We start from the raw sequence: 21226 nt of genomic DNA, 5'->3' as shown, positions 1-21226 counted from the left end.
ATTATTTATATCAAACGCTTCGAAAAGAAACACTCATGAATCGCTTCATCGTTAAATAATCACAAAACCAAAATCTAGATTCATAAAAAAGGGCGACATGATTTATTGTCGCCCTTTTAATTATTCTTGAATATTGTACTAATGTCTGCGTTTTCTTAATTTCTCAATAGCTGCCAACTGCGATACAGCCTCCATCAGCTCGGCCTGCGCTCTTGCATAATCTAATTCAGAAGCCCGGTCTTTCATTGCTTCTTCCGCAATACGTTTGGCTTCAATCGCTTTTGCTTCATCCAGATCATGACTTCGGATCGCTGTATCTGCGAGAATAGTAACCACATCTGGCTGCACTTCAAGCATGCCGCCCGATACATAAACGAGCTCTTCCTCTTTTAATTGCGCTTTAATTCGAACCATGCCCGACTTAATTCTTGTCAGCATAGGCGTATGCCGAGGATATATACCGACTTCTCCCATTTGTGCGGGTGCCACTAAGAACTCGACTGGCCCCGAATAAATGGATTCTTCCGCACTCACAATATCCAGATGAAAAACTGTACCCATCACTCTTTACTCTTTATTGAATACTTTTTGCTTTTTCTACTGCTTCTTCGATACCACCCACCATATAAAACGCCTGTTCAGGAAGGTCATCGTATTCACCTGTCACAATACCTTTAAAACCTTTAATCGTTTCTTTCAGTGGAACATATTTTCCTGGCGACCCTGTAAATACTTCAGCCACGTTAAACGGTTGAGACAAAAACCTTTGGATTTTTCGTGCACGACTCACAGCCAATTTATCTTCTGCTGATAGCTCATCCATCCCAAGAATAGCGATAATGTCTCTTAATTCTTTATAACGTTGCAATGTTTGCTGCACTTCCCGTGCCGTAGTGTAATGTTCTTCGCCAACTATCAACGGATCGAGCTGTCTTGATGTCGAATCAAGTGGATCTACGGCCGGATAAATACCCAGCGAAGCAATATCACGTGACAATACAACCGTTGCATCCAAGTGGCCAAAAGTCGTTGCGGGTGATGGATCCGTCAAGTCATCAGCAGGAACATATACCGCTTGAATCGAAGTAATAGAACCTGTTTTAGTTGATGTGATACGCTCCTGCAATCGACCCATTTCTTCTGCCAGTGTTGGTTGATAACCTACAGCGGAAGGCATACGACCCAGAAGCGCAGAAACCTCAGTACCGGCAAGCGTATAACGATAAATATTGTCGACAAAAAACAAGACATCACGTCCTTCATCGCGAAAAGCTTCCGCCATCGTCAATCCGGTCAGTGCAACTCTAAGCCGGTTGCCTGGAGGCTCATTCATCTGCCCATAAACCAGCGCAACTTTGTCCAGTACGTTGGAATCCTTCATTTCATGATAGAAATCGTTTCCTTCACGGGTACGCTCACCAACACCTGCAAAGACAGAATATCCACTGTGTTCAATCGCAATGTTACGGATCAACTCCATCATGTTCACAGTCTTACCAACACCAGCACCTCCGAACAGTCCGACCTTACCGCCTTTGGCGAACGGGCAGATCAAATCAATCACCTTAATACCCGTTTCAAGTAATTCGGTGGATGCAGACAATTCATCAAACGCCGGCGCTTCGCGATGTATGGACATTGATTTTTCAGATCCAATATCTCCCATTTCATCAATGGGTCTACCGAGTACATCCATAATCCGGCCCAGTGTTTTAGGTCCAACTGGAACACTGATTTCAGCACCAGTATTCTCAACCATCATGCCACGACGCAATCCATCAGATGATCCCAGCGCAATTGTACGAACCACACCATCACCTAATTGCTGCTGGACTTCCAATGTTAGATCAGAACCTTCCATCACCAATGCATCATAAACTTTTGGAATGGATTCACGGTCAAATTCCACGTCAACCACTGCACCAATACACTGAACAATTTTTCCTTGACTCATCGTTTTATCCTAAATACTTTTATATTTAAACTGCTGCTGCACCGCTCACAATTTCCGATAGCTCTTTAGTAATTGCAGCTTGTCGAGACTTGTTGTAAATAAGCGTCAATTCATCTATGACATTGCCTGCATTATCGGAAGCAGCCTTCATCGCAACCATCCTGGCTGATTGTTCGGATGCCATGTTTTCGGTTAACGCCTGATAAATCAATGCTTCGACATAACGCACCATGATGTCGTCAATTACCGGTTTTGCTTCAGGCTCATAGATATAATCCCAGCCCGCTACTTTTGCAGAGCTTTCTTCCTGGGCATTGTCTGACTGCATTTTTTCGTTACTTAATGGCAGCAGTTTTTCCATTACCGGTTCTTGTTTCATGGTATTGATGAAACGATTATAAAAGATATACACACGATCAAATCGATCTTCGGTATAGCCATCCAGAATCACTTTTACCGCACCAATAAGACTTTCCATATCCGGCGTATCACCAAGTCCTACAACCTGGGAAATAACTTTTGCCTTAAGTCTTGACATAAAGCCGAGGCCTTTACTGCCAATACAACATACCTCTAATTCCTCTCCTTCGGACTGCCATTTCTTCATTTCATTCAACGCGCGCCGAAGGACATTGGTATTCAAACCACCACACAGTCCTTTATCTGACGTTACAACAATAATGCCAATACGCTTGACAGTATCTCGTTCAATCAGAAATGGATGGCGATATTCGGTATTTGCTCCACTCATATGTGCTGCAACATTTCGAATTTTCTCGCCATAGGGCCTGGCCTTTTTCATGCGATCCTGGGCTTTGCGCATCTTGGATGCAGCAACCATTTCCATAGCCCGTGTAATTTTTTGTGTATTTTTTACACTTCTGATCTTATTACGTATTTCCCTGCTGCCTGCCATGGCTTAATATGTTCCGTTCTTTTTGAATTCTTCAATTGCAGCAACCAATTGCTTTTCTGTTTCTGAATCGAGCTCTTTGGTGCTCTCAATTTTTTCCAAAATTGAGCCATGCTGACTACGGATAGAGCTTTTCAAAGCAGACTCAAATGCCAATGCACGATTGACTTCCACATCATCAAAATAACCATTGTTAATGGCAAACAAGGTTAGCGCCATTTCAGAAACGCTCAGCGTTGCATATTGCGGTTGCTTCATCAATTCCGTTGCCATTCTACCACGGTCAAGTTGCTTGCGAGTCGCATCGTCCAAGTCAGATGCAAATTGTGCAAATGCAGCTAATTCACGATATTGGGCCAGTGCCAATCGTATACCGCCGCCCAGTTTCTTAATCACCTTGGTCTGTGCAGCACCGCCTACTCGGGATACTGAAACACCTGCATTAATTGCCGGCCGAATACCTGCATTAAACAAATCCGTTTCCAAGAATATCTGGCCGTCGGTAATAGAAATCACATTAGTAGGTACGAACGCGGTTACGTCGCCTGCCTGGGTTTCAATAATCGGCAATGCCGTCAGCGAACCCGTTTTTCCCTTAACTGCGCCATTTGTTTCCTTCTCAACATACTCTTTACTTACTCTCGCGGCTCTTTCCAGTAAGCGTGAATGTAAGTAGAACACATCGCCTGGATAGGCCTCACGACCAGGCGGTCTTCTCAACAACAGTGAAATTTGACGATAGGCCCACGCCTGCTTGGTCAAATCATCATAAACAATCAGTGCATCTTTCCCAATATCGCGGAAATATTCACCCATTGTGCAACCAGAATATGGCGCAATAAATTGCATCGCCGCAGATTCAGATGCCGTGGCTGCAACCACAATCGTATATTCCATCGCACCGAATTCTTCAAGTTTACGAACAACGTTTGCAATAGACGAAGCCTTCTGGCCAATTGCCACGTAAATACACAGCATATCCTGGCCTTTCTGGTTAATAATCGCATCAACCGCAACCGCTGTTTTGCCTGTTTGACGATCACCGATAATCAATTCTCGCTGACCACGCCCAATCGGCACCATCGAATCTACCGATTTCAGGCCAGTTTGCACGGGCTGATCAACTGACTTACGCCAAATCACGCCCGGAGCAATCTTTTCAATAGGTTCTGATTTTTCAGAAGTAATGGGGCCCTTGCCATCAATAGGTTGTCCCAGCGAATTCACTACACGACCGAGCAAACCCTCACCAACAGGTACTTCCAGAATTCTTCCGGTACATTTAACCGTATCACCTTCTGAAATATGTTCATATGAACCCATAATAACCGCACCTACTGAGTCCCGTTCCAGGTTAAGTGCCAAACCATATGTATTGCCCGGAAACTCCAGCATCTCACCTTGCATGACATCTGATAAACCATGTATTCGGACAATACCGTCTGTTACCGAAACAATGGTACCTTGTGTACGAACTTCTGCTGTTTCAGCAAGTCCTTCTATCCTATTTCTAATCAGTTCACTGATTTCGGACGGATTTAACTGCATTTTCTTTTAACTCCTAGCTTTTAAGGGCATTAGACATTGCTTCTAGTTTACCGCGAATGGAAGCGTCAAATATTTCATCGCCGATTTCGACTTTAATTCCGCCTATCAATTCAGGATCAACTTGAACCTTAGCCACTATTTTCCTTTTGAATTTATGTTCAAGATCGGCTATCAATTTCCTAAGTTGCCTGTCATTCATTTGAAAAGCCGAAATGATATTTGCCTCGAGTACACCTTCATGCTGTGCTTTCAGTTGTTCAAACAGTTGGCTAATTTGTGGAAGAACACTAATTCTGCTGTTTTCTGCCAGCATCATCAAAAAGTTGCGGCCTTCCTGATTAAATTTGCTTTTGCCGATCTCAAGCAGCAATTCACCCAATTGTTTAGCCGACACAACCGGATTGCCAATAAGCGATCTTATTTGGCCATCCTGTGCTATATCCGCTGCTAATTGCAGCATTCTAGACCATTCTGTTAAAGCATTCTTGGCGACTGCCAGCTTAAAAACTGCTTCAGCATAAGGTCGCGCAACTGTAATTGCTTCAGCCATTATTTAAGATCTTCCTCAATTGATGCGAGTAATTCAGCATGCACATTAGCATCGACTTCCTTACGCAGTATCTTAGTCGCACCTGCTATCGCAAGGCTTGCTGCGTGCTGTCTTAATGATTCTTTGGCACTGAAAATCTCATGATCGATTTCTGCTTTCGCACCTGTAATGATTCGATCGCCTTCTTCTTTAGCTGTATTTTTGGCCTCTTCCACAATTTCAGAAGCGCGTTTCTCAGCTTGGAGAATAATCTCAGATGCTTGTTGTTTTGCTTCTTTCAAAATTTCTGAGGAACGATGACTTGCCAATTCCAACTCATGGCGCCCACGTTCACCAGCTGCCAAACCATCTGCAATTGTTTTTTGACGCTCTTCAATCGCACGTAATAATGGTGGCCAAACAAACTTAACTGTAAACCAGATAAATGTTGAAAAAGCTAATGCCTGAGAAATTAATGTAAAGTTAATATTCATGACCAACCCATATTGGATCTAAACAAAGATTAATTATTGAATAACTGCCAACAATGGATTACCAAATGCAAACAACATTGCCAAACCAACTGCAATAATAAATGACGCGTCAGTCAAACCGAGTAACAAAAATACCTTGCCTTGTAAAGTCGGAATCATTTCAGGCTGTCGCGCAGCGCCTTCCAGGAAACGACTACACATTACACCCACACCGATACAAGCACCGGCAGCACCCAATCCAATCATCAGACCAATACCGATTCCGGTATATGCTTGAATCAACGCCAAATACTCTAAATTCTCCATGCCTATTTCCTTTAGTTATGATTAAAGATTTTGTTACAAAAAAAGTTAATTAATGCGATTCATGCGCCATAGAAATATAAACCACCGACAGCATCATAAAAATAAATGCCTGCAGTGTCACAATTAATATATGGAAGATAGCCCAGCCTGCACCGAGTATAGCTCCGAAAAATGCACCCGCAACACCGGTCGCGGCCCACATACCAATCAACAAGAAAATAATTTCACCCGCGTAAATATTTCCGAACAATCGTAACGAATGTGAAAGTGGTTTGGAAACATATTCAATAAAATTGAAAAGCAGATTCAAAATCCATAACAACGGATTCTTTCCGAACGGCGTACAAAATAACTCATGCATCCAACCGCCCAATCCTTTGACTTTCACACTGAAAAATATCATCAAAAACCAGATTGAAAGTGCAAGTGCAAATGTTGTATTGACATCCGTTGTCGGCACTATCTTCCAGTAATGCAGGCCAAATACGTTTTCAGTAACCCATGCGGTAATATCGATAGGCATAATATCCATCGTATTCATCAACAGTACCCAGACAAAAATTGTCAAGGCTGTTGGCGCGACAAACACATGCCTGTTTCCATGAAAAGTATTTTTTACCTCGTTATCGATGAACTCAATCATCAATTCAACGAAAGCCTGACGCTTGCTCGGCACCCCTGGAGTCGCCTTGCGCACAACCAGCCAAACGGACCCCATTCCCAGTATGCCCAGTAGAATTGACGTTACCAAGGTATCAACATGCAAAGCCCAGAATGCACCTTCCTGGACTTGCACTGTCATATGTGTTAAGTGATGATCGATATATTTTGTTGGAGTAAGCTCTGTATCTGCTGCCATGCGTTACCTGTTATCTGGTCGAATTCTTTATTAATTACTATGATCTATATTTTTGCTATCTGATACGAATAATGCCAAGCTGTGCACTATCACCGTTAAAATAAACGTCCCAATAAACGCAAATGCATTAACGTTATCATATAGCTTAAACACTATCCAAAGCAGAATTACTGTTAAGAAAATTTTAACGGCTTCTGCTCGTAACGCTGTTCGAATTGTTCCGCCCGCTGTATAGCCTTTGTGACGCGAAACGATTATTGCAAATGCCGTTGAAGAAATTACACTGACCATTCCTCCGAGCAATGCTGATGTCGCACTTTGCAAATCAATCAGCAATGCTAAGGCAATAACAACAGCAATTGTAACTATCAGCTGCCAGCGCAGAACAATCAAAAGCGGCTTTACTGTTATCCAAGATGTCATACGAGTTTATCCTGGAACACGGCTTTTTTGTAAAAACCTCTACGCTTGAAAAAAGCGGGATTCTAAACTGATATACACTTTCCGTCAATGCAAATCTAATTATCATGGAAATATCTAGCACGATTCAACTGATTGAGTTCAGGGTGATTTGATTGATGATTTTTACAAATAATCCAGAGCGTTTATTGTACTGTTACTTGAAACTGTAAAGCAGCCAATTGAGCATACAACCGACTCGATATCATTAACTCTGAGTGTGTGCCTATTGCTTCAAGCCGGCCGTGATTGAGAACAGCGATACGATCAGATGATTGCACCGTCGACAACCGATGCGCAATAACCAAAGTTGTTCGATTGGTCATTAATTGTTCGAGTGCCTGCCGTATCCAGAATTCACTCCGCGCATCTAGCGCACTGGTCGCCTCATCAAGCAGCAATATGGGCGCATCAGCCAATATTGCACGCGCAATCGCCAGACGCTGCTTCTGGCCGCCAGATAATCCTTGCCCCAAATCACCAAGCTGCGTTTCATAGCCTTGCGGTAATTCTTCGATAAATTCATGTGCATAAGCTGCCTTAGCAGCAGCTTCAACCGCTTCACGCGTCGCACCGGGCCTGGCGTATTGCAAATTCTCTAGAATTGTTCCATAAAACAGCGCCGGTGTTTGCGAGACCAGCGCACAACTCCGACGCAAGTCGGAAAGGTTCAGTTGACGGATATCAATCCCCTCCAGCCTGATGCCACCCGATTGACAATCAAAGAATCGCAAAATCAAATCAAATAATGTCGATTTACCTGCGCCGGAAGGACCTACCAGAGCGATCGTTTCACCCGCACAGATTTGTAACGACAGCTTATCGATGGCACGGATTTTTGGACGGGATGGATAAGCAAAAGATATCTGGTCAATCTCGATATTGCCTGAAACCTTAGGAAGCAACAGCGCCTGTTTTGGTGATGTGATTTCGTTAGGCGCATGCAACAATTCCATGGTGCGTTCCGCTGCACCTGCCGCACGCTGCAATTCACCGATGACCTCTGAAATCGATGCGACCGCCGATCCGACAATCACACTATAAAAAACAAAAGCGGCCAATTCTCCACCGCTGATACGGCCCTCAATAACATCGATACCACCCACCCAAAGCATCAGTCCAACTGCACCCAATACCAGAATAATAACCATGGTTACGAGTAATGCACGCTGTGTAATCCGATGTTTTGCAACAGTAAAAGCTTCTTCTACATAATGTTGAAATTTTTGCTGATCAATGGATTGATGGTTATAAGCCTGCACTGTCTTAATTTGACCCAGAATCTCACCGACATAAGCGCCTACAACCGCCACTTTATCCTGACTTTCTCTAGACAATCCGCGAACCCGACGGCCAAAAATCAATATTGGAACAACCACTAGCGGCACACAAATCATAACGATTGCAGTCAATTTGGCATTGGTAATAAACAACCAAATAATTCCGCCAATCATCATGATGAAATTGCGTAACGCAAATGAAATTGACGAACCGATAACCGACTGTAATAACGTCATATCAGCTGTCAGACGTGTCTGAATTTCCAGACCACGGTTATGCTCAAAAAAACCCGGATGCAAATGAATCAGATGATTGAACACATTGCAGCGTATATCGGCAACAACACGCTCACCAAGCCATGTCACCCAGTAATAACGGGAAAACGTGCCGACAGCGAGTGCGAATACCAGGCATAAAAAAACCAGCACATACTGACTCAGCAAGTCTTTCGACTGGGTCGCAAAACCTTGATCAATGAGCAAACGAATCCCCTGGCCAATTGATAGCGTTATCGCCGCAGTAAAAAGCAAGGCAATCAGGCTATACGTTATCTGTCGTTTATATGGCGCGAGAAAACACAAAGCCATTTTAACGGCCTGCCAGCGATTTTTTTGTTCAGCTAATGGATTCGGATTCATGTGAACTGATGTCAAGAAGAAACAGCTGGTGTTTATACAACACTAAAAAGGGAGCCTGTGGCTCCCCGAGTTTAATTGACAACAACAGTTGCCGACATTTGTTAATGTCAATCTTTTCGTTCTGTCACTTCTACCAGATGGTAACCAAACTGCGTTTTAACAGGTCCCTGAACCTCGCCCACCGGCGCACTAAAGACCACATCATCGAATTCCTTGACCATTTGACCTGGGCCGAATTCACCCAGCTCCCCACCCTGTTTCCCGGATGGACATAAAGAATGCTGCTCAGCAATCGATCCGAATTGCACACCATTCTCAATCTCTTTTTTCAGATTGTTACACTCTTCTTCAGTTTTAACCAATATATGCCGCGCACTCGCTTTAGCCATTTATGCTCTCCCGTTCATGTTTGAAAGATGTATCGCATTGCGCATTTAAACATGGATTGCCTTTTTATCAAAATATCCGCCAATCCGCTTTCAGCCAAAATTATAATGAATTGAAAATCCTGCCTCGCCGCGATAGCAGGAAGCATCCAGTTTCCCTCCCTTGCCAAACATAATCGGATGATCGGTTACATCCCTTTCCAGAAGATAGGTGCCAAAAGCGCCTTCCTGCGCGATCACCTGCTCACGACAGGCGTTCACCACTGATAGCGCGGCACGGGACAGAATACTCGTTTCACCGACTTGCGCACCGATAACAAGTGGAATTTTCATCTCGCCTGCTTTTTGAGCAATTGCCAATGCACGTAAAATACCGCCCATTTTGGAAATACGCAGATTGATAACCCAATTACTGGGGTATTCAGTCAAATCGCCAAACTGTGCGTTATTTAAAAAACTCTCATCCAGAATAATCGGAATCTTTAACACAGCAGCGATTTTCTGGCAGCCGGCATAGTCACTCACCGCCAGTGGTTCCTCAACGCCATTAAAGGGAAAATTCAACGCGCTGACATATTCAATCGCCTGCGTCGCATCTTTCCACAGATTATTGGCATCAAGGCGTACTGTTAATTTCGCGGTCATACTCTGCAATAGCACCATTTTCTCCTGATCCAGCGCAAGATTACCGGACACCTTGACTTTAAAATCGGTAAACCCCATTTGCACATAACGTTGCAGTTGTTTGGCGTACACCGCCAAATCATCCGCACCCAAAACCGCACTGTACCGAAAACTGTTTGATAATTCAGGCAAACCCAGCAAGGAATCGACTGATTCACCAACCTCGCGGGCAAGCAAATCAAGTAATGCCAGTTCAACCGCACACCATGCCGCCGGGTTTTTGTTGATTTCGGCCTCGTGGTATGAAATCCTTCGTTTAAGATCGTTTAAGCACCGGATACCATAGATACTAGTGTTGATTTTCTCGAAAAATTGCAGCGCCGATTCGATGGTTTCTCCCGTGACATAGCGCCTCGGACATCCCTCACCATAGGCAACATGACCGCTTTTGGAAATTGCCTTTACCAGTACTGTCTCGGTTGATTTGCGCACAGCCGAAGCATGTCTGAAAGACTGTTTAAACGGAATCTCCAGGCTTTGTATACTCAAATGATCAAGCTGCATGCACGTTTATCTTGTAGGGTTCAAAATCAAAAGTACAGTCATGACTATTCTGCAATTTCAAGAATTTAAATTGTCCCTCGCGCTGTCCCAGTTCAAGACAATGTTTTTTGTACGCCTCGGCGGTCGTTTTGGAAACAAAACACACGCTCGTTTGCTGTAAACGTCCACTCTGGCGTTTGGCGGAAAATTCGATATTTAAATCACTCAAATGTTTCTCCAGCAGCACAGTTACTTGCGCAAACGGCTCGACCGCAATATACAGCGTATAACACAGCAAATCAGGACAACCGAGCATCATAAAGAAATTGAAATCAATATTGAGCGCCAACTTTATTCTGTTGACAGCCTCGATCACCTGGCTTTCGTAAAGCTTTTCCCCGGTTAAATTAACGACACCCTTTCCTTTTTGAACGAAATGAATCGTCGGCGTGCCGTTATACCAGCCGTCAACTTCGATGATATCGTTGATAAAATAACGATAAAGCCCGTTCTGCGTGGTGACAATCACATAATATTGCTTGCCTTTAACCAATGAAGATATCGTTTGAAATTCTTCGATTTTGTTGTCCCATTGATCACGCTCCACAAACTCAAAAAAATTCTCATGAATTGTCGGAATACCTTTATTCCGGTCCACATCTACTGTAATACTGCCCCTGAATTCACTGCTCAAATAACCCATTTCAACAATTCGGGTCGTCTGATTCAATTGTTTTTGCAGGGATGGAATCAAAACTGCACAACTGCCGTAAGTCCAGGTTGTGACAGTCTGCAGATTTGGCCAGATATCCGCAAAAATGATGACACATTTTCTGGCATGCAGATTTTTGAGCGCTTCAGCCCGTTGTGGATTTGCGTGCAATCCGTATAGATTCCCCGTACCGATTTCATGAACCAGTGCCGTCCAGTGGGTTTTGAGAATTTCCGCGATCTTCAGTAGTGTTGAAGGATTTGCCGTCGCAATCAACGTAATATTCTCTTCCGCTACCGCAAATACCGTGATCAGACGGTATTTCAGTTCATAATCGGCCACTTCAAATACGCTTGCCGGTATTACATAATTGGCTGACACGAAATCGGGCATACTTCGATAGATCAAACCAGACATGCTGCCGTAAGGTGCTCCGGAAGGCAGGTAACCTTCGACTGTCGGGCTGACAATTGCCAGCACTTTTCCTGAATACGTTTTTGGCATCGCCGAATGAATAGCATACGCCACGCAGTGCTGGCTGCGACGATACTGTTTAATTGTTTCAGGCAGAATCGGGATATATTTCGGCCTACCCGTAGTACCACTGGTTTGCGCATACATCACGGGCTGCTCGGCAGTGATGCAGGGTTTCTGATCATCTTCCTGTCGCTCAATAAGTCCCCTCAAATCCTCATAATGCCGTACCGGCACAGTCTTTTGGAAATCAGCAGAATTTTTTAATTTTGAAAAACCAAACTTTTTTCCAATATCGGTATTCCTGTTTTTATCCAGAATTTGCTTTAGCAGCTTGTCCTGAATGTACTGTGGGCAATAAGTCTGATTGATCAATGGCCGCCACAAAAATAGTCCGACCCACGCCATTCTCAGACCGATCAATAATCGGGTTAAAACAATACTGTGTATATTCACCGTTGATCGAGATCTTTGACAAATGGCGTTTTCATCTGCGCCAAAAAACTTTGCGGATAATGACGGTTAATCAGCCCCAGCTCGCCAACCTGTTTATTTTCCGGCAAATATCGGGTCCCAAACAATGTATCCCATATAATCAGATTATTTCCGTAGTTACGATTCGATTCTTCAACTTTCCTGGAATGATGCCAGCGATGCAACTCCGGTCCGCTGACGATATAATTCAAAAACCCAAGCCGTAATTCAATATTGCAATGCTGAAAAAAACCGTTGACACTGTAAAAAACAAAATAAAGCGCAAGAACTTCTTCTGAAATACCCAGCAAAATAAAAGGCAGCGCATCAAAAAGATACTGAATCGACTTTTCGACAGGATGGAATCGGCCAACATTCAACCAGTATAATTTTTGCGGCGAATGATGCACAGCATGCAAACGCCACAACGGCGGCACCCATTCATGCGCGGCACGATGCAACCAATAACGCAAAAAATCAGCGGCCAGCAGCATCAAAACAACCTGAGCCGCAATAGGCCAGTCATGCGGCCATCCCAGATTAATGGTCAGACCATTTTCGTTTATCGCCGCCAACAGCGTCACCGCAACAAAAAATGAAAGTAAACGCGGCAGTAACACCTGAACCAACACCATGAATATCAGATCATTGCTGAAATCGTTGCGATCTGGATGCCATTCTCGGTAATGCGGATGATTCCATTCAAAAAAAGAAATCGCCAGTGCGCTCAATACAACTGGCAAATATGTAGCCCATTGCAAATTTATCTCACTATCGATGAGCAGGTGATGCATACCCATGGCCGATATCATCATGCAAGGATAAATCAGCCGCGCGCTCAGAAGATTACGACTGTTCTCAGAACTCAACAACCTCATAAAATCCAGGTGGACAACAGGAAGGCACAACAAACCATGTTCTTTTGCACTGCTTAACTTTGAATTTATTTGGATCACATTACCGAATAGCGATTATTCTTTGCAGACATCATTTGATTATCTGAATCGCTTTGTTCCATCTCAATACTTAATCGAGCAAGCAACTCTTCAAATAAAACCGGCCTGCCTAGGCCATAGCCCTGTGCGTAATCGACACCGATTTCAATCAGTTTATTTTTTATGTCATCGTTCTCGACAAATTCGGCAATTGTCTGCATACCCATTATGTGCCCGATCTCGTTGATCGATTTCACCATGGCATAATCTATTGGATCGTCAACAATGTCTTTTACAAAAAGACCATCGATTTTCAGATAATCTACTGGAAGACTTTTTAAATATCCGAATGACGACAAACCACTGCCAAAATCATCCAATGCAAATCGACACCCTAATTTTTTCAAGGTTGTAATAAATTGCGTTGCAATATCTAGATTTGCAATCGCGGAAGTTTCGGTAATCTCGAAACAAAATTTCCGCGCTTCCACACCGATCGTATGTATTTGGGAAATGATAAAATTGTAAAAACCCTCATCAGCGATAGACTGACCGGAGATATTGATCGAGATAAAATCAATCTGCCTAACAAAGTGCTGATTCTCATTGAGTAAGGCGAAAGCCTGTTTAACCATCCAGCCATCAAGCTTGGTCATGAGATTATAACGCTCCGCAGCGGGCAGAAATGTCCCTGGCATAATCAAGTTCCCCTGATCTCCTATTTTTCTGATAAGCAGTTCATAATGAACACCGGTTTGATTCCCGAGCGGCACGATAGCTTGTGCATACAGCACAAATCGGCCATCTTCCAATCCCCGCTGAATACGTTCCACCCAGCGCATTTCGCCCTGCCGCTTAGCAATATTCTTATCTTCCAGCTGGTACAAGTGAATTCGATTGCGCCCGGCCTCCTTTGCCATATAACACGCTGTATCGGCCTGCTTTAACACTTCGGTAAAATTGAAAAAATTGGTCTCGGAAATAGCAACCGCGCCAATACTGACACCGATTCGAAAAGCATGCCCCTCCCAACGGAACTGAAAATCCCTGATTGCTTCAAGAATTGTATTTGCGACGCGTTTCGTTTGGGCCAGCGAACAGTGCCGGAGAATAACCGCAAACTCGTCGCCCCCAACTCGGGCCAGTGCATCACTTTCACGCACCGCAATTCGCAGTATCTTCGAAACCTGCCGTAACAACTCATCACCGGCTGCGTGACCACAGGTGTCGTTGACAATCTTAAACTGGTCGAGATCCATAAACAGCAGTGCATGCTCCACCTTGTCCTGGATTAACGTCGAGAATAAATTTTCTGTCAGTCGCTCGAACTCCCGGCGATTAATAAGTCCGGTCAAAGCATCATGTCTGGCTTGATAATTAAGCTGCTCCGTCAGTTCGTACTCAAATGAAACGTCGTCATTGATGCTGATAAAATGCGTGAGATTACCTTGTGCATCCCTGACACCTGAAATAGATGCGCGGTTGCGATATAGCGTGCCGTTTTTTTTCCGGATCTCCATTTCACCTTTCCATTCTCCTTTTGACTTCAGGTTCGTAAATATTTCTTCGTAAACGACATCCATAGCTTCAGTAGGCTGCAACAGGCGAGGCGTTTTACCCAGCACTTCCTCTTTTGTATAGCCGGTCGTATCGGTAAAGCTGGAATTGACGTATTCTATGCAGTTATTCTTATCAGTAATAATTACCGCCGAAGAACTGGACTCCACTGCACGCGAAAGCTTTCTGAGGATTACTTCAGCTTCATGACGTTCTGTTACATCTCGCACTAAGGCCGTATAGAATTTTCTGCCATTTAAAAAAATCTTGCTGACAACAAATTCCATTAAAAACTTTGAACCATCCGAACGTTTTCCCTGCAATTCATTCCAGACATTTAACTTTTCTTCGTTACCGGCTTCCACAAATGAACGCAACAATTGCTTATGGGACGGCGCAACCAATATACTGATGTTTTCCCCGATAGCTGCGCCGGTATTAATGCCGAAAATTGTTTCAGCTGCACGATTGAACGAACGTATAGTCCCGTCCTCATTTAAAACAATAATACCTTCGGCCACATTATCCATGATGGCTTGCAAACGTAACTCACGATCCATAACTTCCTGATGCTGCCTAAGCATTGACGCATGCATTTGATTGAAATCACGGGCAAGCCGTTTGATTTCTATAATTTTGGTATCGGTACGCAAGTCAATGGCGTGATTACCGGCGGCTATCGATTTCGCCATATCACGCAAATTGGCTATCGGGATTGACAGATGTTGTCCAAAAAACAAAACCAGTAACAGACTGATGAGCATATAACTTGCGGCAAAATACGTACCGCGGTAATAAGCAAGCTCGATTAAATCGATCGTTGGCTGTTCATCGTAACCCAACTGCAGTATGCCTAATGGTTTTCCAGTCAAATCATCAATAACAGGCACCGCGATATAGTAAACAGCATCATCATGCTGCCCAAAGAATAAATCCTCAGTAAAGCTTAAATCTGGCGGGATAAATTCAACTGTTGGAAAAATTACCTCATTGCGTTCATTAGTAAAAGCAGCATAAATAACGCCGCTATTCAGTAACGCTTCATCCAGATGTGAAATAATTTCAGATTCAGGCTCGTTTTTGTTGAAATCTTCTTTGATGATTAATGCATGAAGATTCGCCTCATTACGCACACGATCAACAAATTTACCTTGAAATGCATGTTCGAAAATGGACAAAAAACCAAAAAACAAAATGGGCACCAGCAGAAGATGTATCAAAAACACTCCCATTACCATACGGCCGGTAAAGCTGTACCAGAGTTTTTTTACTTGACGGAGCTTGAACATAAAATTCTCCATGATTTCAGTCCAGCGTCATCATCTGACCACATTTGAAGGCGTTCCAGTGTAAATTGCGTTCTCTTAACAAAAAAACACATCCAGGAACCGCAACCACATAGCGTTGACGGCAAAAATAAAACATAAAATCTTTGAATAATTCAGCACAAATAAATAGCGGATGTGCGCTTTGGTAATTGTCAAAATCATCTACAGTATTAAGGACACAAAATTTAAAGCGCTTTTGATTCTCATTTTACGGCCAGTATCGATCAACTCACCACACAACATTCTTTATTACTTTCATTTTAACCACTTACACCTGACTCAATCTTACAAAAACAAACATCTTTTATAGCTAATCAAAGCAAATCATTCATACCCGATTAATGAAACAGGAAAAAACAAACTGCCCAAAATAGCAATCGGCGGAAAAAACCGTAACTGTATTATTGCGTTGGCAAAAATCAGAATGCGCGGAATACCGCCGCGTTTATAATGTGCAAATTAAATTGATTTGATCGCGGGTTTTTCCCAAGAAACCCGCTGCTGTAAACAATGGCTTACATTGGCGCGACAAACCCTGCATGATAAACGGGGTGAACGATAAGGGTCTTGGATTTCTTACACCTGAGTCAGGGTTATGGTTACCTGATATTTTGCAACGAAGGCGTACAAACAGTCTTATTCCTTTTCCACAAAACTTTCATAACTTGACTTCAATTCCGGCATCACTTTTTGCGCTGCGTTGTATCCGATTTCAAATAGTTGTTCGCCGCGCGTAAAATCGGAAAATGGGTATGTGGAAGTATCGGGCGTGATCAGGAAATCGCTTTCCGACATATGCATTTTGGCAAGTTCATGCGAACTGACTTCAAGTACACGGTTCAGTGTCGAAAAATACCCGACATGCCTCATCTCCGCCTCGGTCGTTTGGGCTGTATTTTTCCCAAAAGTAGGATGTAATTTTGTACCAACATCAACGGCCACAATATAATCGACCTGCTGTTTTCTCAACACAGAACTGGGAACGTTTATAAGCACGCCGCCATCAACCAGCGCAAGTCCATCGCGCCAGATAGGTTTCCCAAATACCGGATAGTTGATGCTTTCAAGTACGCAACTGACCGCTTCTCCGTTTGATCGTATAATCGCTTGTCCACTGATCAAATCCACCGAAATCGTATGCACGGGTAACAGCAGCTGTTCGAGTTTGAGATCTTTCAGATATTTGCGAAACCTGTGTTCAATCAATCCGAAACGAAACAACGTCCACAGGTAAAAATTACTGGCCTTGGGAATCAGTTTCATGACACGTGGCGGCCTCATTTCATTATTAAACAAATTAAGCAAATGTTTTGGGTTAAAACCGGCACCAAGCCCCACGGCAATTATCGCACCTGCGCTGGTTCCCGCAACGCGGTCAAAATAAAGCCCATTCTCCTCGAATGCTGAAATAACACCAATATGCGCCAGGCCGTGCGCACCCCCACCGCCCAATGCCAAGCCCAGATGGATATCTCTGGCGATATGATACAAGCGCGTAAGATCCGCGGAACGCACCTCATTGCTATATGCGCTATAAATACAGCGTATCGCCTCAAGATTTGTTGGAATTGAATACAACGTATTTTCAGCCAGTTTGTAGGTTTTTTGTTGAACCCAGACAATCTGCACGCGGTTCTTTAGCTCTGATTGCTGCTCAAGCAATGTTTCTAATTGATCGGTAAGGGATTCCTTTACCGGTAAATTTTGTTCTATAAACCACCAGATACGCTCACATTGTAGCAACAATTCAGAAATAGCACGATTGCCGTAAACATCAATAAATACATGATCACAGCGCTGGGTTGCTGCCGCGAGTTCCAGTAAAAATTTTGAATAATCGGATTCCGAGTTTAACGCATGGATTGGAAAAATGTTTTTATGGGCGGTTAATTCCCAGAATGACAAACGATCTGTAAAGATTTCGATTTTTTTATTTTTAGCGGCGAAATACCGCACAATGGATGGCGCAATCAATGAAGTTAATTCCGTTGTGCGCACCAATCCGATAATGCCGAGTTTATGACGCATTATTTTACGCGTTTGCGCTCCCAGCAACCATTTCCCGATCGTGCGGCTGAGTTTGATCGAAAATTCGGGTAAACTGCGGGTAAACCGATAAAAATCCCGCTTGGAAATTTCCAGCACTGTAGTGTCAATGATTGCCGTTGCCGTTGCGGCGCGACGGCCACCTATCAGCAAAGACAACTCGCCAAAATGTTCTCCTTGCCGCAAAATGTTGACGACTTGTTCATTACCGTCCTCACGCAGTATGCTCAACCGGACACGTCCGTATAAAATGAAAAACATGCTTCTCCCGATCTCGCCCTGTTGAAACAGTTTCTCGCCGCTTTTGAAAGTTCGGCGCGTTGCTGCTTCAATAATTTTTTGCGAATCTTCGTTGCTGAGTTCACCGAGATCAATCGGCAAGGTTCGATTACTGACTATCTGGTCATTCACGGCAAAATCCTCGCACACTGGTTCTTGATATTCTTCCAGTAATTGATAGGATGATCAAGTTATCACTGACATAAAACTAAACAATTGAAAAAACATATAACAAAGCAATATCATTCAGAAAATCTGTCAGGTCACAGTATTATATAGCCGGAGGTGTGCTTATGAATAAATCTATAACATTTATAGCCTTGTTCTGGGGATTCATGGTCAGCAGCAGCGTTGCTGATAACGCGCCCCGTTTCGAAAACGGCGTTCTCACAATACCACGGGTCGATACGCCGGAACAGCTCGGGCAATATGAAAATGCCCGGTTCAGCCTGGCACCCGACGGCCGCTGGGATTTACTGCATGCTGAAGTTGGTCGGCATGCATTCATTGATGAAATCGAAATCCAGATACTGGAAAGTTTTCCGGTACAGGTTCTTGTCCGCGTTTCAGGCAATCTTCCTACCCCGTGCCATCAGCTTGGCCCCATTCATAAACGTTCCGTCAATAATCGATTGGAGACTTCGGTAAATTATGTGCTGCAATTAAATCGCTTTGAAACGTGCATTCAAGTTCTGGAACCATTCGAGATTACGATACCACTGGATGTATATGGAATACCGAAAGGCAATTACGAAGTCATCGTCAATGACAAATCGGCCAGTTTTGAACTGGAAATCGATAATCGGTAGATCGGGAATTAATGCGGCACGGATTGGTTCAAGGTATTGAGGCTGCGTCCATCGCTCTGACCCAATCCGTTTATACAAATGTCATGAGAATGGAGTATACTGGATTGCATAAATTTTAAACTTCTCTTAACTCAGTGGAGAGGCTCAAAGGATGATTGGAATCAAGATTTCCCTTCAAATGGCAAACGGGTATCTAAAACGAAACAATTTCGCCAAAGATCATTCAGCGGAAAATTCGAAAAACAATTGGCTGCAACGAATTCCCGCAGATTAGCATTGCTATTCCTGGAAACCCATAGCCCGGTAACATATTAAGATAGCCCCTTTTAACTTGTAGCATTATCTTTTTCAAGTTTATGATAGGCACCTACGAAAAATGTATCGCGCTGTTTTCCAAAAAAAATTCCCGTATCTTAATTATCGCCGGTGAAGAAGATGAAGAAATCATGCACTGGCGCAATAAAAGCGCAATGAATGTTGACTTTATCTCGCTGCCCAGTAGCGGGAACGGGAATCTTGAAAGGTTTAATACTGCTATCAATCCGAAAACTAATGATATCAATCAGCATGTCGGATACGATCTCATAATACTGGATCACGTATGTGAATCGCCGTTACTGGGTACAGCAATACAAACCCTTGAATGGAAGAAACGACAGGAAATGTTCTTTTCACTATCGAAAAAAATACACGAACAGGGCAGCATTATTATTTTTTCAAATAATGCAACTGACGTAAGAAATCCCGCAGTCTTTTTTTATGCATTAACCAATCTTTTTTTAAATACCTTTTTCTCTGGCTCTTTTGCTGGTCAAGTAACCCGTGAATTGAAAAGGGCAGGATTCTCGAAATTTGATTGTTTTTATCTTTATCCGGAAATTAATACCTTTTCTCAGCTGATTTCCGACAGCAGAAAAGCTTTTGGTGATGCCATTAAGAGCAAGTACTTTTTGCCACTTAAGATATACCGCCGTCCAAAACTCTGGCTTCGTTGGCTTGGTTGCTATCTGCAACTGGATCGTTGTCTTTTATCTAGTCAAATGATTTGGGCCCGGAAATGATTGTGCAAATTTTGGACGCACTTTTCGATCATCCGGAGTTTCCCCGCGACGATGAATATGCATTAAATATTGCGATTAGGGACCCACTCCTGATCAAAATCTTTTTTCGACATAATGGTGTTTTTTTTATAAAGGCGGCGTCAAAACAGATAAACGATAGTGTCAGAAATTTCAGAGGATTCATCAGTAGCGGACGTGTAAAGTTTGACACTTTATCATCAGGTTTTAAGAAAATCGTTCGCGAGCACGATGCATTTGAACAATGTAAACGAATGTATCCTGGCTTGATGCCGGTTCCCATTATTTTCAAGGAATCTGATCATTACGTCATTTTAGTGACTAATAATATAAAACATACCAATATTAATATAGACGAGCTTTTCCAAACTGACGGTCAAATACAAAATTTTTTGGTCGGTAACGACAGGATAATTGCTTCGAGAGATACTGATTTGGCTGATCATATATCCACTTTGAATCAAGCGCTGGATTTATTGCCGCAGAGTTTGCAGTATCAAATTCAAAATTTAAGATCTTTACACGCCTGGGACGAAATGCTTAGAGCGTTTCCGGCAATTCCGCAGCATGGCGACTTGGCTATTAATAATATTGCAAAGACTGCTTCAGGGTTAATTCTGTTTGATTGGGAGGATTATGCGTTTGTAAAGCTGCCCGGTTTTGATCTATGTATTTTGCTTGTTTCCGGCAGTGATTTTGATTTGTCAAAATTAATTTTTATGATAGAAAATGATCTGCAGAAAATAAATCACAAGTCTTTTTTGCATCCAATGATTCAAGGACTGGGGATTAACACCGCACAATTATTTGATTTGATATTAATAAATTTAATTATTTTTTATCAGCTTAAAAGTCAGCATGGATATGGTCGGGAGGTAATTGACAATTCAGAATGCTTGTTACGACAATTGACCATGTTTTTGTTAGAACGTAATGATTAATTTCTATTTCAAATATTGGCAGTCAGAATCATTCAGAGAATTATGGATGCTTCTGCTG

At 43.0% G+C, this 21226-nt stretch carries 19 protein-coding genes; 3 read left to right on the top strand and 16 right to left on the bottom strand.

Translation table 11 applies throughout. The annotated features are described in order from the left end of the window. Window positions 1-138: 138 nt before the first annotated feature. The 16 genes from MRK00_06550 to MRK00_06475 form a co-directional block, all read right to left on the bottom strand. Window positions 139-561 carry a F0F1 ATP synthase subunit epsilon gene (locus MRK00_06550; protein ID MDR4517030.1) on the bottom strand — a complete coding sequence of 141 codons (423 nt, stop codon included), beginning with the start codon at window positions 559-561 and terminating at the stop codon, window positions 139-141. A 13-nt stretch (window positions 562-574) separates the two neighbouring features. Beyond that, entirely contained in the window at window positions 575-1954 is a 1380-nt protein-coding gene (gene atpD / locus MRK00_06545) for a F0F1 ATP synthase subunit beta (GenBank protein ID MDR4517029.1), read from the bottom strand. Window positions 1955-1979: 25 nt separating this feature from the next. Then, window positions 1980-2870 carry a F0F1 ATP synthase subunit gamma gene (atpG, locus tag MRK00_06540; protein MDR4517028.1) on the bottom strand — a complete coding sequence of 297 codons (891 nt, stop codon included), beginning with the start codon at window positions 2868-2870 and terminating at the stop codon, window positions 1980-1982. A gap of 3 nt (window positions 2871-2873) precedes the next feature. Further along, entirely contained in the window at window positions 2874-4415 is a 1542-nt protein-coding gene (atpA, locus tag MRK00_06535) for a F0F1 ATP synthase subunit alpha (protein MDR4517027.1), read from the bottom strand. A 13-nt stretch (window positions 4416-4428) separates the two neighbouring features. Next, the gene (locus tag MRK00_06530) at window positions 4429-4965 is read right to left on the bottom strand and encodes a F0F1 ATP synthase subunit delta (protein ID MDR4517026.1); all 537 of its coding nucleotides are present in this window, start codon (window positions 4963-4965) and stop codon (window positions 4429-4431) included. After that, complete coding sequence (locus MRK00_06525; GenBank protein MDR4517025.1) at window positions 4965-5438, bottom strand: F0F1 ATP synthase subunit B; 474 nt, start codon at window positions 5436-5438, stop codon at window positions 4965-4967. The genes MRK00_06530 and MRK00_06525 overlap by 1 nt, the downstream gene beginning before the upstream one ends. A gap of 33 nt (window positions 5439-5471) precedes the next feature. After that, window positions 5472-5744 (bottom strand): F0F1 ATP synthase subunit C, encoded by a 273-nt coding sequence (atpE, locus tag MRK00_06520; protein ID MDR4517024.1) that lies wholly within the window; start codon window positions 5742-5744, stop codon window positions 5472-5474. Between the two features lie 49 nt (window positions 5745-5793). Continuing rightward, window positions 5794-6603 carry a F0F1 ATP synthase subunit A gene (atpB, locus tag MRK00_06515; protein MDR4517023.1) on the bottom strand — a complete coding sequence of 270 codons (810 nt, stop codon included), beginning with the start codon at window positions 6601-6603 and terminating at the stop codon, window positions 5794-5796. 30 nt (window positions 6604-6633) lie between these two features. After that, window positions 6634-7026, bottom strand: coding sequence for an ATP synthase subunit I (locus MRK00_06510; protein ID MDR4517022.1), 393 nt, complete (start codon window positions 7024-7026; stop codon window positions 6634-6636). 182 nt (window positions 7027-7208) lie between these two features. Continuing rightward, window positions 7209-8981: an ABC transporter transmembrane domain-containing protein gene (locus tag MRK00_06505; protein ID MDR4517021.1), complete on the bottom strand. Its 1773-nt coding sequence runs from the start codon at window positions 8979-8981 to the stop codon at window positions 7209-7211. Window positions 8982-9088: 107 nt separating this feature from the next. After that, window positions 9089-9370, bottom strand: coding sequence for a peptidylprolyl isomerase (locus tag MRK00_06500; protein ID MDR4517020.1), 282 nt, complete (start codon window positions 9368-9370; stop codon window positions 9089-9091). Between the two features lie 90 nt (window positions 9371-9460). After that, complete coding sequence (locus tag MRK00_06495) at window positions 9461-10555, bottom strand: hypothetical protein (protein MDR4517019.1); 1095 nt, start codon at window positions 10553-10555, stop codon at window positions 9461-9463. Next, window positions 10545-12176 (bottom strand): GH3 auxin-responsive promoter family protein, encoded by a 1632-nt coding sequence (locus MRK00_06490; protein MDR4517018.1) that lies wholly within the window; start codon window positions 12174-12176, stop codon window positions 10545-10547. Before MRK00_06490 ends, MRK00_06495 begins: the two co-directional genes overlap by 11 nt. Next, window positions 12173-12994, bottom strand: coding sequence for a sterol desaturase family protein (locus MRK00_06485; GenBank protein ID MDR4517017.1), 822 nt, complete (start codon window positions 12992-12994; stop codon window positions 12173-12175). The genes MRK00_06490 and MRK00_06485 overlap by 4 nt, the downstream gene beginning before the upstream one ends. 152 nt (window positions 12995-13146) lie before the next feature. Next, the gene (locus MRK00_06480) at window positions 13147-15975 is read right to left on the bottom strand and encodes an EAL domain-containing protein (GenBank protein ID MDR4517016.1); all 2829 of its coding nucleotides are present in this window, start codon (window positions 15973-15975) and stop codon (window positions 13147-13149) included. A 675-nt stretch (window positions 15976-16650) separates the two neighbouring features. Further along, on the bottom strand, window positions 16651-18471 hold the full coding sequence (locus tag MRK00_06475) for a patatin-like phospholipase domain-containing protein (protein ID MDR4517015.1): 1821 nt from the start codon (window positions 18469-18471) through the stop codon (window positions 16651-16653). A 161-nt stretch (window positions 18472-18632) separates the two neighbouring features. Here MRK00_06475 and MRK00_06470 point away from each other — a divergent pair, with 161 nt between their 5' ends. From MRK00_06470 to MRK00_06460, 3 genes are all read left to right on the top strand, one after another. After that, complete coding sequence (locus MRK00_06470; protein ID MDR4517014.1) at window positions 18633-19148, top strand: hypothetical protein; 516 nt, start codon at window positions 18633-18635, stop codon at window positions 19146-19148. A 470-nt stretch (window positions 19149-19618) separates the two neighbouring features. Continuing rightward, window positions 19619-20209: a hypothetical protein gene (locus MRK00_06465; GenBank protein MDR4517013.1), complete on the top strand. Its 591-nt coding sequence runs from the start codon at window positions 19619-19621 to the stop codon at window positions 20207-20209. Further along, on the top strand, window positions 20194-21168 hold the full coding sequence (locus MRK00_06460; protein ID MDR4517012.1) for a phosphotransferase: 975 nt from the start codon (window positions 20194-20196) through the stop codon (window positions 21166-21168). The genes MRK00_06465 and MRK00_06460 overlap by 16 nt, the downstream gene beginning before the upstream one ends. The last annotated feature ends 58 nt before the right edge of the window (window positions 21169-21226 follow it).

This window comes from Nitrosomonas sp., assembly GCA_031316255.1.
Lineage (GTDB): Bacteria > Pseudomonadota > Gammaproteobacteria > Burkholderiales > Nitrosomonadaceae > Nitrosomonas.
The sequence above is the reverse complement of the archived record's forward strand: the minus strand, read 5'-3'. Positions and strand labels throughout refer to the sequence as shown.

Bases quoted from the DNA above. Each gene is read 5' to 3' on its own strand.
- MRK00_06480 (MDR4517016.1), bottom strand. From the start codon at position 15,975: ATGTTCAAGCTCCGTCAAGTAAAAAAACTCTGGTACAGCTTTACCGGC.
- MRK00_06530 (MDR4517026.1), bottom strand. From the start codon at position 4,965: ATGGCTGAAGCAATTACAGTTGCGCGACCTTATGCTGAAGCAGTTTTT.
- MRK00_06510 (MDR4517022.1), bottom strand. From the start codon at position 7,026: ATGACATCTTGGATAACAGTAAAGCCGCTTTTGATTGTTCTGCGCTGG.
- atpD (MDR4517029.1), bottom strand. From the start codon at position 1,954: ATGAGTCAAGGAAAAATTGTTCAGTGTATTGGTGCAGTGGTTGACGTG.
- atpG (MDR4517028.1), bottom strand. From the start codon at position 2,870: ATGGCAGGCAGCAGGGAAATACGTAATAAGATCAGAAGTGTAAAAAAT.
- MRK00_06500 (MDR4517020.1), bottom strand. From the start codon at position 9,370: ATGGCTAAAGCGAGTGCGCGGCATATATTGGTTAAAACTGAAGAAGAG.
- atpA (MDR4517027.1), bottom strand. From the start codon at position 4,415: ATGCAGTTAAATCCGTCCGAAATCAGTGAACTGATTAGAAATAGGATA.
- MRK00_06470 (MDR4517014.1), top strand. From the start codon at position 18,633: ATGAATAAATCTATAACATTTATAGCCTTGTTCTGGGGATTCATGGTC.
- MRK00_06485 (MDR4517017.1), bottom strand. From the start codon at position 12,994: ATGGGTATGCATCACCTGCTCATCGATAGTGAGATAAATTTGCAATGG.
- MRK00_06465 (MDR4517013.1), top strand. From the start codon at position 19,619: ATGAATGTTGACTTTATCTCGCTGCCCAGTAGCGGGAACGGGAATCTT.
- atpE (MDR4517024.1), bottom strand. From the start codon at position 5,744: ATGGAGAATTTAGAGTATTTGGCGTTGATTCAAGCATATACCGGAATC.
- MRK00_06505 (MDR4517021.1), bottom strand. From the start codon at position 8,981: ATGAATCCGAATCCATTAGCTGAACAAAAAAATCGCTGGCAGGCCGTT.
- MRK00_06525 (MDR4517025.1), bottom strand. From the start codon at position 5,438: ATGAATATTAACTTTACATTAATTTCTCAGGCATTAGCTTTTTCAACA.
- atpB (MDR4517023.1), bottom strand. From the start codon at position 6,603: ATGGCAGCAGATACAGAGCTTACTCCAACAAAATATATCGATCATCAC.
- MRK00_06550 (MDR4517030.1), bottom strand. From the start codon at position 561: ATGGGTACAGTTTTTCATCTGGATATTGTGAGTGCGGAAGAATCCATT.
- MRK00_06495 (MDR4517019.1), bottom strand. From the start codon at position 10,555: ATGCAGCTTGATCATTTGAGTATACAAAGCCTGGAGATTCCGTTTAAA.